This is a genomic window from Heminiphilus faecis (assembly GCF_008728965.1).
GTDB lineage: Bacteria > Bacteroidota > Bacteroidia > Bacteroidales > Muribaculaceae > Muribaculum > Muribaculum faecis.
On the sequence record NZ_VSMC01000032.1, the window covers coordinates 1 to 15,439 of the forward strand.

The 15,439-nt window shown below is 47.9% G+C and carries 12 protein-coding genes, 1 tRNA gene and 1 pseudogene; 5 read left to right on the top strand and 9 right to left on the bottom strand.

The annotated features are described in order from the left end of the window. Positions 1-146: 146 nt before the first annotated feature. The 9 genes and pseudogenes from FW767_RS11500 to mce all read right to left on the bottom strand — a co-directional run. Positions 147-1,331, bottom strand: a pseudogene (locus FW767_RS11500) (HsdM family class I SAM-dependent methyltransferase); the annotation flags it as partial. Between the two features lie 90 nt (positions 1,332-1,421). Beyond that, positions 1,422-2,357 carry a hypothetical protein gene (locus tag FW767_RS11505; protein WP_121700095.1) on the bottom strand — a complete coding sequence of 312 codons (936 nt, stop codon included), beginning with the start codon at positions 2,355-2,357 and terminating at the stop codon, positions 1,422-1,424. A gap of 11 nt (positions 2,358-2,368) precedes the next feature. Beyond that, on the bottom strand, positions 2,369-3,190 hold the full coding sequence (locus FW767_RS11510; protein ID WP_121700096.1) for a DUF4121 family protein: 822 nt from the start codon (positions 3,188-3,190) through the stop codon (positions 2,369-2,371). Between the two features lie 866 nt (positions 3,191-4,056). Then, positions 4,057-4,407 carry a hypothetical protein gene (locus tag FW767_RS11520; protein WP_121700098.1) on the bottom strand — a complete coding sequence of 117 codons (351 nt, stop codon included), beginning with the start codon at positions 4,405-4,407 and terminating at the stop codon, positions 4,057-4,059. Positions 4,408-4,606: 199 nt separating this feature from the next. After that, positions 4,607-5,764, bottom strand: coding sequence for a sodium ion-translocating decarboxylase subunit beta (locus tag FW767_RS11525; RefSeq protein ID WP_121700099.1), 1,158 nt, complete (start codon positions 5,762-5,764; stop codon positions 4,607-4,609). A 43-nt stretch (positions 5,765-5,807) separates the two neighbouring features. After that, positions 5,808-6,242 carry a biotin/lipoyl-containing protein gene (locus FW767_RS11530; protein ID WP_121700100.1) on the bottom strand — a complete coding sequence of 145 codons (435 nt, stop codon included), beginning with the start codon at positions 6,240-6,242 and terminating at the stop codon, positions 5,808-5,810. Positions 6,243-6,287: 45 nt separating this feature from the next. After that, on the bottom strand, positions 6,288-7,208 hold the full coding sequence (locus tag FW767_RS11535; RefSeq protein WP_121700101.1) for an OadG family transporter subunit: 921 nt from the start codon (positions 7,206-7,208) through the stop codon (positions 6,288-6,290). 24 nt (positions 7,209-7,232) lie between these two features. Then, positions 7,233-8,786, bottom strand: a complete 1,554-nt coding sequence (locus tag FW767_RS11540) for an acyl-CoA carboxylase subunit beta (RefSeq protein WP_121700102.1) — start codon at positions 8,784-8,786, stop codon at positions 7,233-7,235. Between the two features lie 37 nt (positions 8,787-8,823). After that, positions 8,824-9,243, bottom strand: coding sequence for a methylmalonyl-CoA epimerase (mce, locus tag FW767_RS11545; RefSeq protein ID WP_121700103.1), 420 nt, complete (start codon positions 9,241-9,243; stop codon positions 8,824-8,826). 374 nt (positions 9,244-9,617) lie between these two features. Here mce and dnaK point away from each other — a divergent pair, with 374 nt between their 5' ends. The 5 genes from dnaK (at position 9,618) to FW767_RS11570 (ending at position 15,393) form a co-directional block, all read left to right on the top strand. After that, positions 9,618-11,534, top strand: coding sequence for a molecular chaperone DnaK (dnaK, locus tag FW767_RS11550; RefSeq protein ID WP_121700104.1), 1,917 nt, complete (start codon positions 9,618-9,620; stop codon positions 11,532-11,534). 463 nt (positions 11,535-11,997) lie between these two features. Beyond that, positions 11,998-12,071, top strand: a tRNA-Ile gene (locus FW767_RS11555). A 250-nt stretch (positions 12,072-12,321) separates the two neighbouring features. Next, positions 12,322-13,326, top strand: a complete 1,005-nt coding sequence (locus FW767_RS11560; protein WP_147438809.1) for a DUF6043 family protein — start codon at positions 12,322-12,324, stop codon at positions 13,324-13,326. Between the two features lie 380 nt (positions 13,327-13,706). Then, the gene (locus FW767_RS11565) at positions 13,707-14,039 is read left to right on the top strand and encodes a helix-turn-helix domain-containing protein (protein WP_205523905.1); all 333 of its coding nucleotides are present in this window, start codon (positions 13,707-13,709) and stop codon (positions 14,037-14,039) included. Then, a complete protein-coding gene (locus FW767_RS11570) occupies positions 14,020-15,393 on the top strand; it encodes a DUF3987 domain-containing protein (RefSeq protein WP_121700107.1) in 1,374 nt (457 codons plus the stop codon). The genes FW767_RS11565 and FW767_RS11570 overlap by 20 nt, the downstream gene beginning before the upstream one ends. Positions 15,394-15,439: the final 46 nt, after the last annotated feature.

Below are 15,439 nucleotides of genomic sequence, written 5' to 3' on the forward strand. Positions count from 1 at the left end.
CAAAAAATCTCTAATAACTCTTGTGTTAAGCGGTTAATGTTATTTGGGCCAAAAGGGTCAATCATATTATGGCCAAAGGGGTGAATTCTGTTTGGCCAAAAGGGTCAAAGTAGAGTGGCTTTTCCACTTACAATAGCACGCTTATCTTTTTCAAGCATCTTTGGGGCGTATGCCTTGAGCTTGAATCCGTAGGATGTCTTTACGAGCGCTATTTCCTTTCGGCGTATGGTGTCCTGGTTACGGATATACCGTCGTATGACTGACAGTACCTTGTTCGGAGTAAGTTTCTTTCGTTCCCATTCGTCACGCTCGGCTTGAGTACAGTTCTCCGGCAGTTTCTGGTTGCGGAATTTTGCGACGAGTTCCAATGCCTTGTCTATGTGTCGGTTCAATCGCTTGTGGGCTTTCAGCTCGTACATGTATTTGGCAAGCAGATACTCGAACCTTTCAAGTTCCTCACGGCATACGGCATTGGTCTCCTGCATGAGCGGCAGCTTGAGTCTGGCTTTCATCGCCCGTGCGTCAGTTATGCGCTGTTTCAGTTCTTCCGCGCTCACAAAATCGTCAGCGTTGTAAGGCTGCATGTCAATGTGTCGGGAATGACGCAGAAACACCATTATCTTTGTGCCGAAATTGCGGACACCGAGCGATGCGAAGGCGTCAGTGTCAAGCAGGGTCTGTCCTATGAACGAGAACTGCGCGTTTACGGCCCTGACTTTCGATTTCTCCCAGAACTCGCTTTGGAGGAAAGATGCGGGGACAATCAGCATAAGTATCCCGGCCGGATTCAACGCATCGTATGCCTTGTCTATATAGTAGATCTGCGATACTTTGATACCGAATTTGAGGTTGAAAGGTGGATTGCCGATTATCACATCGTACCGGCTCTCCGGTGTGAACTGCTGTATGTCGCATTGCTTTATGTCCGCATCGGGGTAGAGGTGTCTTGCCACCGCAACCGCCTTGGGGTCTATGTCGAACCCGTGCGCGTTGCGCTGGTTCGGCAGGTAGTTGAAGAAGTTTCCCATGCCGCAGCACATGTCGAGTATCATTTCCGACGGTTGGGGTGAAAGCATATCCACCATGTCGCGGCATATCTCATGGGGCGTGAAGAACTGGCCCATCTCGAACTCCCGCTTTGCCTCGGCATATTCGTTGTAACTGTTGTAATCACCACGTCGCAGGTTATGCAGCCCTCCTATGCCGGTATAGCAGTTGTAGATGCTCTCCGCCGGTATGGTGTCCTTGCCGGAATCTATGCAGAAGAGTATCTTCTCGTTTATCTCCTCCCGCTGGTTCGGGGGAATCTGTTGGGGTATGATGGCGTACATGATCGTCTTGGGATATGGTTATAAATGGGGAAGCACGGACACCGTTGCCGATATCCGTGCTTCCTGCTGTCTATTCTCTGTTATGATTGTCTATTCCTCCTGCAACCGCAGTTCGTCAAGGCGGAGACGGTTGAAACACAGGCTTGCCGCTTCTCTGTCCTTGAACCGTACATCTATTCGCCCGTTGCGGAAGAACTTCATTCCCGTGGCGTTAGTTGTTGTGAGGTCATACCATATTGAGGTATCCACTTCGTTCCTATTCAAACGCATAACCATCTCACGGTCTCCACACAACACGTCGTCGGCACCGAAGGCTATCCCTTCACAGAAATCCGACATTTTCTGATGGCTGCTATAATCCATAGAGTTTTTGTTGTAAAAATCATGATAGAATGAGTCGAATATCACGATATTGGGAAAAGATATTTTGTCTCCCTTCAATTCAGGTTTAACTTTGCTCCAACGGTTTGGCTTCACAAGCTGGAGGAAACGTTTGATGAGTTCATCTTCGGCTGTCTTGCGGAAACTGCGCCCTCCGAGATGTTCTATGACCGTATCCACATGAGTCATGTATTGGGGACGGAACCCCATTTTAAGAGTGTTCCCGTTTATTTCTGGAACCGGTACCGACACATTGTATGTGCGGTTGAAATATCCGATTATCCTGCTTGCAAAGTTTTGATTCGCACTGTGATTTGCGGATGCGAGCATATTGATGGATTTGAACGGTCTGAATTCGTGATGTGAATAGTTGCTGTCATCCGGATATAGTTTTTCAGTGTAGGATATTTCGCCGTTTTCCTTGTAGCTTATCTTGTGGCTTTCACGGTATTTCTCAGCTTCTTTTGTGAAGATTCCGTACCATTGGTCTATCTGTTCGAGCGCATTGTACAGCATTTCCTGCTGCTTTTCGCAAAAGAGCCTGTCCTGAGCCGTTATCTTCTCCTCGTTCCGGATTTCCACTCCGAGAATACCGGAAAGCAGGTCGGTATTGCCGCCTGCATGTGTTGTTGTTGATGTCTGCATATTGTATGGTTTTAGTAAGTTATCGGTGGTAGTTCTATGCGGTAGAATGTGGTGATATGACGCTCCATGTCTTTCTTGATTTTGACTTTAACAAGACACCCGTTGTACATCCGATTCTGCATTGGCAAATCCAGTCTGTTCCATTCATCTTCCTGTAGGAACTCGGTCTTATCCCGGAAGCACCATACAACCAGCATGGAATCTGAATGATTGAATACTGTCGCTTCATAGTTCTTCTTGAACTTGTCAAAGTCGGCATCGTCACGGAAGGCTGTTCCGTCGGCGACATACCGGTAGCGGGACTCAGGATTATCATTGATGCGGACATAGAGTTTGCGCCATGTCTCGGTGGTAAAATCCCCATATAGCGGTTCCGGATCAGAGTATTCCCATTTGGCAATCTTCGCCATGAATCTCACGCTTCCGTTGGCGCACGGTCCGCAATGTCCCCATGCGCTGAATACCCCGTCCTCCCAGCCGATGAACTTCATTTCGGCGGGATTGATGCTTGTGAACGGCCCTCCGCTTACACTGAGCCATATATCAGGATCACCGATACCTACAAACGGCACGTATGGTGCAAGGCATACCGACATTCCGTCAGCCCTTAGATTTTCGAGCAGCGCGTGTCCGTAGAAATCTCCTTCCCGGTCAACATGACGCATCCTGTCTCCGATCTTAGGCGTGAGGCTTGAGCGTGAGCCTTCGATGACTTCCACGAGCCTGTTCACCATATCCACATCCTGCTGCCTGAGGATATGATCCCTGTCGTATGACACATTCAACGGCAGGAGGGTTTCAAGGGTGTACTTGTTCTTTGTTACTTCTGACATACCATCTTAATTTTTTGTTATTCCGGCTTATGGGGCCGGAATTCCCATAACTACAGGCTTAAAAGGTCGTGTTCCAGCCGTGCAAGATTTTCGGGAAAAATACCGCAAGCCCCTCGGGGCGCGGAAGATTTTTCCACGAAACCCGAAGGGCCTGACCTTGCACGGCTGATAAGAACACGGACTACCTTTGCCTGTGGTTATGGAAACTCCGCCTCTATATGATGGTATCCTTATTTCGTATTTTTCTTATTGAAGCATAGTCGCTTCCGCGACGCAGAAAAGACAATATAAAAGAGAATTACGCTCCGGAATGAGGCGTAATCCAAAAATAAATGCTAACTTTGCATCAAAGTAAAAGAGTTATTTGAAAGCGTGAGAAATATAGCGTAACCAAACACACTACCAATTTCTTATCCATTGCCCATCCTCACGCGAATTCTCAAGAATAACCTTGTAGTCAAAATATTAGCCCAGGACTACATCAAATATACGAATAAGCAGAGTGCAAAAGCAAATATAATCTGCCTTCACATAGCTTTTGAATATCTTAAACCACGTCAAAGTTAATCAATAACCGCGTAAAATGGAAATCTCTATATGTTTTTCATGACAATAAATACGTTATTAACGCATTGACATATCCTCTGGATAAAAATCAGGATAAAAACGACATTATTCAATCACAATGATGGCACAAACTTTAATATCAAATGCATTGTCCTGTACAATTCAATCTATTCATTTCTGTACGTCATATATGATTCGCCCATACAATTTGGACTATGACAGTAAATAGGACAAGCAGTACTTCAAGGCATTCGGCATAAGCCGATCATGGGTTTTTCATATTTTGCAGGCGGCACATGTCATTTGCCAGTGACTTTCCAGCGGATTTTCTCCCAGATAGAAGGCTCGTCAAACTTAATATGCACGTTTATGCCACTGTCCTTTTTATTCAGAAACACAATAGAACTGTGGAGCACTATGACCACGACCTCATCAAACTGAGTAATGCCGTGTATACGGTTCAAAGCCAATTTATGAAACGGCGATGCGGAGTCGATGCTGTTGATAACCAAGTTGCCCTCTTCATCAATAACAATATCATGATGTTCTGATGCATATTCAAACAACAATCCCACATCAAGCAACTCTATTCCCGCAGGCCGCTTGCGATATTTCTTATATAAGGCGTCGATTACCTTTTTCGTTATCATATTTGCTGCAATTATTTCAGATAAATTTCGGGCGTAGATTGGTTTTCCGCACTTGCCTGTGTCGTATTAACACATTTACGGCAATTATAGTTTAGGATTTTTTAAGTAAAAACAGTTTGGAATGGCGTCGCTTAATAAAAAAGTGCGGCAACAGTGAATCATCACGATGCCGCACTTATAATCATATGGTCATTACTGATTATGCAAGGAATCCGAGAAGGACACCGGCAGCTACAGCCGAACCGATCACACCGGCAACATTGGGACCCATGGCGTGCATGAGCAAGTAGTTGCTCGGATCGTATTCAAGACCGAGGTTATTTGATATACGGGCTGACATGGGCACAGCCGACACACCGGCATTTCCGATAAGCGGGTTGAGCTTCTTGCCTGCAGGCAGAAACAGGTTGAATATCTTCACAAAGATAACACCTGAAGCCGATGCAATGATAAAGGCCATGAAACCGAGCGCGAAAATAAATATCGTGTCAAGGGTAAGGAACTCCGAAGCCTGAGTCGAAGCGCCCACTGTCATACCGAGAAGTATGGTCACGATATCGGTCAGCGCATTGCTTGCGGTCTTGGCAAGACGGTTGGTCACGCCACACTCGCGCAGCAAGTTACCGAAGAACAACATACCCAACAGAGGTATACCCGAAGGCACCACAAAGCAAGTAAGGATAAGGCCTACGATGGGGAATATAATCTTCTCGTTCTGCGACACGGCACGCGCAGGCTTCATCTTGATGACACGCTCGTGCTTGGTTGTGAGAAGTCGCATGATCGGCGGCTGTATAAGCGGCACAAGAGCCATGTAAGAGTATGCCGACACTGCTATGGCACCCATAAGATTAGGTGCAAGCTTTGACGACAGGAAGATGGCTGTAGGACCGTCGGCACCACCGATGATAGCGACAGCTCCGGCCTGATCGGGAGCGAAGCCAAGCGCAAGCGCCACCATATAGGCGCCGAATATACCGAACTGAGCAGCCGCGCCGACAAGCATTAGCTTAGGATTGGCGATAAGGGCCGAGAAGTCGGTCATGGCACCGATACCGAGAAATATAAGAGGTGGATACCAGCCGGCACTCACTCCATTATAAAGGATATTAAGCACTGAGCCCTCTTCGTAGATACCAATTTCAAGACCTGCGGTTCCGTTGAAAGGGATGTTGCCTATAAGTATACCGAAGCCTATCGGCACAAGCAACATCGGCTCGAAATTCTTCTTGATGGCAAGCCATAGGAAGAAGAGGCCGACGGCGAGCATGACCAGATGTTGCCAAGTAGCGTTGGCAAAGCCCGTAAGCTCCCAGAACTGCTGGAAATTGGTCGCCATAAATTCGTGGAAAGTCATATTGTCTGATGCTTTATTTAAAGTTAAAATACCTGCCGGACCTTTATGCAAGGGTTATAAGCACAGCACCTTCAAGCACTGCATCGCCAGCTGCTATGTTGATCGATGACACCTTGCCGTCGCGACCTGCATGAATGGCGTTTTCCATCTTCATGGCTTCAAGCACGACCACTGTATCGGCTGCCTTAACCGTGTCGCCGACTTTACAGTTGACTGACAGTATGGTACCGGGCAGAGGAGCCTTCACTTCATATGCTCCGGAAGATACGGCGGCTTTGGCCACGACCTTTTCACCCGAAGCCGTACGGGGAGCGGCCGAGGGACGCGGAGTGTTGACTACGGTAACCGAATTCTGCTTTTTCTCAAGCTCGACCTTATAAGGAGTACCGTTTACAAGAACTTCGGTAACGTTGTCCACAATGTCGCCGATGGCAACATTATAGGTGTTTCCGTTTATTTTATATTTATATTCTTTCATGTGAATGATAATTTGCTTTTCTTGTTGGAAAAAATTTTGTTTGGATTAACGTCGCGGAAGTTCGCGCAAGCCATAAATCTTTGAGTTCCACGGCGAATAGCTCTTCCTCACCTTATTGATAGTAAGGATAGTGCTCTCTTTGTCATGGGCATTCAGGTGATTGTGCAGAGCCATGACGATAGCTGCTATCTCCTCGCCGGAGTCGTGGGTCGGACGCTCTTCCTTGGGCAAGGACTTGGCCTCGATACCCTGAGAACGGGCTTTGTTGGTACGTGACACCCTCGCACCTATGCGGCTTATGGCATAGAACGACAGGCTGAGCAACAGCAATGCCGAGAATACTATGCACATGGCCATCATCGACAGTCCGAAGCCGCGACCGTCGGTCTCGGCAAACATTTCCACCTTAGAGTTGGTGTCGATGATCTTGTTGTTGCTGCTGGGGGTTATGTAGGCTGCGTCAGAGCCGTCACGCACTTCCCAAGCTTCAATGCCCGAGCCTTCGCCGTCGAGTTTACGGGCGTAGGTAGTATTGGGAAGCAACGACGCCGGCACTGTGATCGAATCGATAAGAGTAATGCCGTTGGCATCATATATACCGATCCAGTTGTCCTGACCCGGAGTAAGCTTGAAACTCAGGTGAAATGTACCTTTGTTGGGTTCGCCGTCGGCCCAGAACACGACATGCTGCCGGGGAGGTATCTCGGTATTTACATCACCGAGGGGCACAGGATATTTCTTGGGCTGTGCCGGATCGTTTGACAGGAACACGCTCGATATCTCCATGGGCGCGTAAGTCGAGTTGTACAGCTCTATCCATGCCTGATGAAGGCCGTAGTCGTCGACATAGTTGCTGTCGTTCTGTACCATAACTTCGTTGATGCGCAGTCCGCGTCGTCCTTGGGCGTCAACGGTCATGCAGCATGCAACGGCGGCGATGAGTATGATTAAAAATCTCTTTTTCATTGGAAAATGCATAGAGGCGTTTTGTTATAGAGGTATGTTTCCGTGCTTTTTAGCCGGATTGGTGACTTTCTTGGTAGCAAGCTGCTGCAGGGCGCGTATTACGCGGAAGCGGGTATTGCGCGGTTCGATGACGTCATCGATGTAGCCATACTTGGCTGCATTGTAAGGATTGCAGAACAGCTTGTTGTATTCAGCCTCCTTCTCGGCAAGTACTTTTGCAGGATCTTCAGCTGCCTTAGCCTCGCGGGCGTAGAGAACCTCGACAGCACCGGCGCCACCCATTACAGCGATTTCGGCAGTAGGCCATGCGTAGTTCATGTCGCCGCGGAGTTGCTTGCAGCTCATCACAATGTGGCTTCCGCCATAGCTCTTGCGGAGTGTGACTGTAACTTTAGGCACAGTGGCTTCACCGTAAGCGTAAAGCAGCTTGGCTCCATGCAGAATAACACCGTTGTACTCCTGACCGGTACCGGGAAGGAAGCCCGGAACGTCGACAAGCGTCACCAAAGGTATGTTGAACGCATCGCAGAAGCGCACGAAGCGGGCACCTTTCCGCGAAGCGTTGCTGTCAAGCACACCGGCAAGATATTTGGGCTGATTGGCCACAATACCCACCGACTGGCCGTTCATGCGGGCAAAACCGACAATGATATTCTTAGCGTAGTCGCGCTGTATTTCGAGGAATTCTCCGTTATCGACTATGGCGCCGATAACCTCATACATGTCGTAAGGCTTGGTGGCGCTGTCGGGGATGATGTCATTGAGCGAGTCTTCGAGACGGTCGATGGGGTCGGTGCACTCTACCAGCGGCGGCTCCTCAAGATTGTTCTGAGGTATATAGCTGAACAACTTACGTATTATCTTCAGGGCCTCTTCGCCATCTTCAGCGGCAAAGTGGGCCACACCGCTCTTGCAGGCGTGTACCTGAGCGCCACCGAGGGCTTCCTGAGTCACATCTTCGCCGGTCACGGTCTTTACTACCTTAGGACCGGTAAGGAACATATATGATATGCCCTTGGTCATGATAGTGAAGTCGGTAAGAGCGGGAGAATATACGGCACCGCCGGCGCAGGGACCGAGTATACCCGATATCTGAGGTATGACACCCGATGCCATGATGTTGCGCTGGAATATTTCGGCATAGCCGGCAAGAGCGTTGATACCTTCCTGAATACGTGCGCCGCCCGAGTCATTAAGACCTATAACGGGTGCGCCCATCTTCATGGCCATATCCATGACCTTGCATATCTTGAGAGCCATTGTCTCGGACAAAGAACCGCCGAATACGGTAAAGTCTTGGGCAAATACGTATACCAGACGGCCCTCGATTGTACCGTAGCCGGTCACCACACCGTCGCCGAGATAGCTCTTCTTCTCCTGTCCGAAGTTTGTGCAACGATGACGCACAAACATGTCGAGCTCTTCAAAAGAGCCCTCGTCGAGAAGCTGGGCTATGCGCTCGCGGGCTGTATATTTGCCTTTATCATGTTGTTTCTGTATGGCCTTTTCGCCACCTCCTAAACGAGCTTCCTCGCGCAGGGCGATAAGCTCTTGTACTTTTTCAAGCTGAGTGCTCATGTCTTATTGTTTTGTTAATAAACAAGGGAGTTGGTTATTATTTGTTTGGATCCTCGCAAAGCTCTATCAGCGCGCCACAAGTCGACTTGGGATGAAGGAAGGCTATGTTAAGGCCTTCAGCGCCTTTACGCGGAGCCTTGTCGATAAGGCGGCAGCCCTTTTCTTCAGCTTCGGCAAGAGCATTGGCCACACCGTCTTCCATAGCGAAAGCTATATGCTGTATGCCTCCGCGGCCTCCGTTGTTGGCTATGAATTTGGATATTGCGCTGTCATCCGACGTACCTTCAAGAAGTTCAATCTTGGTCTGGCCTACCTTAAAAAATGCAGTACGTACTTTCTGGTCGGCCACCTCCTCGATGGCAAAGCATTTAAGGCCTAAGATTTTCTCGTAAAAAGGTATTGCCTCGTCCAACGAAGGAACGGCTATACCCACGTGTTCAATGTGAGAAATGTTCATTGTATTAATTTTTTAATTATGGTTGAAAATATTGTTGTTTCTACGGTTAAAATCGCCCTCGCCACATGAGCATAGACCGATTCACATTAATCGACGCTGCAAATTTAGCAATTATTGTTGAACTACCTAATGACATTTATATAATAATTAATGTATGGTAAATGAATTTTTGTCAGAAAAGTGAAAAAGTGTCAGCCCGTGTGTCAGTAGCCCCAAAACGGCTAAAACAGTGCAAATTACATATTTAACGTTGCGTTCAACCTTTTTGGCATATGATTTGTTTTTTCTATGAGCGTCGAAGTCCCCCTCGGGATATGAAGACACATATAAATATTGACGAATCAACATAACCAAAAAATAAAAACTTAAACATTATGGGAAAAATTATCGGTATTGACTTGGGAACAACCAACTCATGCGTTTCCGTACTTGAAGGCAACGACCCTGTCGTTATACCTAACAGCGAAGGCCGCAATACAACACCGTCTATCGTAGCATTCATAGCCGGTGGCGAGCGTAAAGTCGGAGACCCCGCTAAACGTCAGGCAATAACCAACCCTGAAGGCACCATCTACTCGATCAAGCGTTTCATGGGTGAGAAATATGATGAAATAGCTGATGAGGTCAAGAGAGTACCGTATGAGGTAGGCAAAGCCGACAACGGCACAGTGCGCGTGCTCGTCGACGGCCGCGAATATACGCCTCAGGAGATTTCGGCCATGATTCTTCAGAAGATGAAAAAGACTGCCGAAGATTATCTCGGACAATCGGTTGACGAAGCCGTCATAACCGTTCCGGCCTACTTTAACGACTCACAGCGTCAGGCCACTAAAGAAGCCGGCGAAATCGCAGGCCTTAAAGTGCGCCGTATTGTCAACGAGCCCACCGCAGCCGCACTTGCCTATGGCCTTGACAAGAGCAATAAGGACCAGAAGATAGCCGTGTTTGACCTCGGTGGCGGTACATTTGATATCTCCATCCTCGAACTTGGCGACGGAGTATTTGAGGTTAAGTCAACCAATGGCGACACCCACCTCGGAGGCGATGACTTCGACCATGTGATCATAGACTGGCTTGCCGATGACTTCCAGCAGGAATACAACGTTGATCTGCGCAAGGATGCCATGGCACTGCAGCGCCTTAAGGAAGCTGCCGAAAAGGCCAAGATCGAACTTTCAAGCTCGACAACGACAGAGATCAACCTGCCTTACATCATGCCGGTTGACGGTGTGCCCCGCCACTTGGTAAAAACTCTTACCCGTGCAAAGTTTGAGCAGCTCGCCGACAAACTTATTCAGGCTACCATAAAGCCCTGCGAACAGGCTCTTAAGGATGCAGGCCTCTCCGCCTCTGACATCGACGAGGTCATCCTCGTAGGCGGTTCGACACGTATACCCGCCATACAGGAAATCGTGAAGAAATTCTTCGGCAAAGCTCCGTCAAAGGGCGTTAATCCCGACGAAGTTGTAGCTGTAGGAGCAGCCATTCAGGGCGGTGTGCTTTCAGGCGATGTAAAGGACGTGCTTCTGCTCGACGTAGTGCCTCTGTCAGTCGGCATCGAGACTCTCGGCGGCGTTATGACCAAACTTATCGAGGCCAACACCACAATACCTACCCGCAAGAGCGAAGTATTCTCAACCGCAGCCGACAATCAGCCTTCGGTTGAAATCCATGTTCTTCAGGGCGAGCGTCCTCTTGCCAAAGACGACAAGACCCTCGGCAAATTCCATTTGGACGGCATAGCACCCGCGCCACGCGGCATACCTCAGATTGAAGTTACATTTGAAATCGACGCCAACGGCATACTTAACGTTTCGGCAAAAGACAAAGCCACAGGCAAAGAACAGAGCATACGTATCGAAGCATCATCAGGCCTTACCGACGCCGAAATCAAGCGTATGAAGGACGAAGCTGCCGCCAATGCAGCGGCCGACGAGGCAGAAAAACAGCGTATCGACAAACTCAATCAAGCCGACACTGTAATCTTCCAGACTAAAAAACAGCTTGAAGAACTCGGCGCGGCTATACCCGCCGATAAGAAAGCCACCATCGAGGCCGCCCTTAAGCGCTTGGAAGATGCCCACAAGGCTCAGGACGTAGCAGCCATCGAACCGGCAATCAACGACATCCAGAAAGCCTTTGGCGAAGCTCAGCAAGACATCCTCAACGCTCAACAGCAGGCTCAAGCCGGTGCACAACCGGGTGCAGGCGCACCTAACTCCGGTGCAGGCGCACCCCACGCCGGTGGCGACGACCAAGTAACCGACGTCGACTTCGAGGAAGTGAAGTAAGCCACATACCCATTCAACTACAATAAAACCGGGGACTCAATGAGTCCTCGGTTTTTATTTTGTTTTAGCAGAAATAAATATCGGTTACCCTATTGGATATTAACCGTAATCAATATCATGCATACAATACAGTCGTCACATCCAAAAAAGAGGAAGTTTCTTCCCTATTCATATCGGAACAACAGCATACTATATAATTATTCATAACTTCGTATATATCAATGCGGCACAAAATGGGCATAAACAACAGGCCCTCCTCTTCATATATTCAATTGCCGCAGACCTAATAGGCCGCAATAACAAATTTCACTATAACCACAAGTCACTGAAAACAGACGATGCTATTCTGTTTCACGAAACATAAAAAACCGCCCAACGATTATATTTCAAAAAAAATTTCGCATTTTTTCGCAAAAGTATTGTTTACTCCAAAAATAAGCATTAACTTTGCACTCACAAAGACGGTCCCATAGCTCAGTTGGTTAGAGCACCTGACTCATAATCAGGGAGTCCTAGGTTCAAGCCCTAGTGGGACCACCTTAATAAATATCCAATCGCTTATAAATTAAGCGATTGGATATTTTATTTTATAATAATTGTCCACAGATTGTCCACCAAATTGATTTTTGACCACGGTGTGGACAAAAATTTTCCTTAAAAATTCTGAAAATAATTGATGCTGCCTCAAAAATGGGCAGAATTTGATTGGCAACGAACAATAGATGTGAGGTAGGTGTTTTGAATTTCGATGCTTATTTTGGCTCATTCACTCACCCAAGCCCACTATATGACTAAAGAGGAAAAGAACAAACTTACCCGTGATGCCCTCCGGCACTGGTATGAGAATCATCAGGAGGAGTATTGCAACTTCACCGACCTTATGCACGACCGCAGAGGTATCGGTTTCGACCAAGTCTTCAAGACTGCCATTATGCTTGTGCCGAAATATGAGAAGGCACTTCTGCTCTATCTGAAGAATGACCGCTCGGAGGGCATTGAAGATCTGGAAAAGATTCTTACCGATGGAGGACTTAAAGACCAACTTGCCCTGCATTTCAGGGCTCAGATGCCTGATTGCATTGTTCCGGCAATGTTGAGCTGGTTGTTTTTCGGCCGCAGCTTCGAGTGTATGGTTGAATATGGCGAGGAGTTGATTCAGGATGGTAAACTAAATTTTCTTCTGCGCAGACTCGCATCGTTCAATATAAAAACCATCATCAACCGCAGCCTGACTATTGGCGCTCGTAAAGAGGTGGATTGGGTGAAGTTCGTGTCTGAGATGGAAGACATGGGGATCACTCCGGTTGTTACTGCTGGAGTTGTTGCCAAATTCAAATCAATACCGACAGAGACAAAGGTTGAAATGAAGAGCACTTCAGAAAAGAAACCCATTCCCGGCAAAGAAAAGAAACGCCGTAGCCTGAAAGAACTGTTGCCCAACAGTGATGAATATCTATTGGGGTCGATTGATGAGCATATCCATATCAAACAAAGCGGGAAGGATTTGGCTCTTCTTTATCTTGTCCTTGAAAAGAGCCGTTCCCTTACCAATACCTCCGTTGTCGAATTTCATGCGGCTCTTGAACAGCGTTATGAGAAAAAGCCCAACATCCGCATCCCCGGGCATAGAGGCATACAGGATAATTTGAAAATGCTTCTTACGCCTACCACAATCACAAAGAAAAGCGGAGTGGAAGTCCCTTGCATGACATTTGAGAGACCGGAATACATGTTCGCCTACAATGACCTTGTTGAGAAATTGGGAGTGCAGGATTACGCATACTCCTGCTGACATATAAAAATATTATTGACGGGAGCCATCTGACAGTGATGTCGGATGGCTCCCGTTTTTCATATCCGTACCGCCTTCTGCGCAATTTTGAGGGTCGCTGAAAAGAAAAATTCTTCGTTTTACTTCGTTACGAATCAATGCGAATATAAACCACTGTGTATCAGTGTTATAAATTTGGAGAAACATAAATCATGTGTTTTCTTTGCACCGTCAAATCGCAACGACGAGGCGAAAGTCCGCAATCATTGCTGAGGTAAAGACCGGTCACCTCATGCAATAGAAGCTGACAGAGAGAAGCCAATTCATAGCGATGCGACCCTTGGGCATTTTATGTTGTCGGTGTCCATTGATTAATCCAGATGACGCGAGGAATTTTAACAATGAATCTTGATTTATCAAAGTTCACACCGGAGGAGCTGACCGGACTTTCAATCACGCTCCCTCTGGGTCACCTCCTTGAAGTGGTCGAGCACACTGCTGAACGTGCTATCGAAAAATTTAAGGAGGAGGTTCTGCCGGCTATGCTTTCGGCAGACAAGGATCCGCTCATTCCCCGCAAGGAGGTAATGAGAATTCTTGGAGTATGTGCAAACACACTCCGCAACTGGCGCAAGAGCCAATATTTGGAAGCAACTCTACTTGGAGGCAAAGTCTATTACAAGACATCTGCCGTAAACACAATTCTGGAAAAGTATGGAAAAGAACACATCTAACTCCAAAGGCATCGACCCGATGCTCATTCTCGGCAAGGCTGTGGATATGAGCGTCAGTATGCGAGGCGGTGATTTTCCTCTCGGTGCCATGCCAATGAAGATTCAGCGCATTGTACGCGAGGCTAACGATTGCTATGGTTATCCGGTGGATTATCTTGCCGGAGCTATGCTCGTGGCTCTCGGTCTTGGCGTCGGTAACACCCATTTCGCCCGGCTGAAAGGAAAATGGGACGAGAGTGCCATTCTGTTCATGGCTCTTGTCGGCAGACCCGGAGCGTGCAAGTCGCATCCTCTGAACTTCGCTATCCGTCCTTTCTCCGATATTGACGGCGTAAACAACAGTGTCTTTCAGAAAGAACTTGCCGAGTACAACCGCCAATGCGAGTTGCCGATGAAAGAAAGGACTGTTGCGCATCCTATATTACCGGTTAACAAACGGTTCCTGATTTCAGACGCAACGCCGGAGGCAATGATGCTTATTCATTCCCATAATCTGCGTGGCATCTGCATGTGGAATGATGAACTTGCCGGATGGTTCAAGAACTTCAATCGCTACAACAAAGGCTCTGACGAGGAATATTGGTTGAAGCTCTACAACGCCAACCCGATATTCTCCGACCGCAAGGGCGCGAAAGACTCCGTCTATATCGGCAGACCGTTCGTATCGGTTGTCGGCACGATCCAGAACGGTATCCTCAACGAACTCGCACAAGGCAGCCGCAGTTCAAACGGCTTCATTGACCGACTTCTATTCGTCATCGCCAATAATCAGGATAAGCAGGCGTGGAGTGACAAAGAACCGTCATTCGACATCGAGGCTTCATGGGCTGAAATTATCGGCAGACTTGTGGATATGCCATACAAAACTGATGAGGACGGCAAGGTTATCCCTACAATTCTCGGCTTCTCGCCGGAAGCAAAAACACGGCTCTATCAATGGCAACGGGAGAACACCGAGGACTGCAACCGCGAGGAGAATGACGCGCTGAAAGGTGTGTTCAGTAAATTCGATTTCCACGCCATACGCTTCTGTCTGATAATCCAGATGGCGCGATGGGCTTGTGGTGAGGCTGACAAAACTGAAATAGACCTTATTTCGGTGGAGAATGCTATCAGTCTTGTGGATTATTTCAAGGCTACCGCAACAAGGGTGCAGGGCATAATCCAGGATTTGTCGCTGTCAGAACTGCAACGGGCTGTCATAGCCGCATTGCCGGAGGAGTTCACAACCGAGCAGGGCGTTGAGATTGCAATAGCCAATTCGATGGCAGAGCGGACTTTCAAGGATTTTGTCAAGCGGTTCACCGGCATCCATTTCCAAAAGGTACGTCACGGAGTCTATGCGAAATTATGATTATCCACCTGCATTTTCTGCACTTTCCGCATTTTGCCCCATCAAA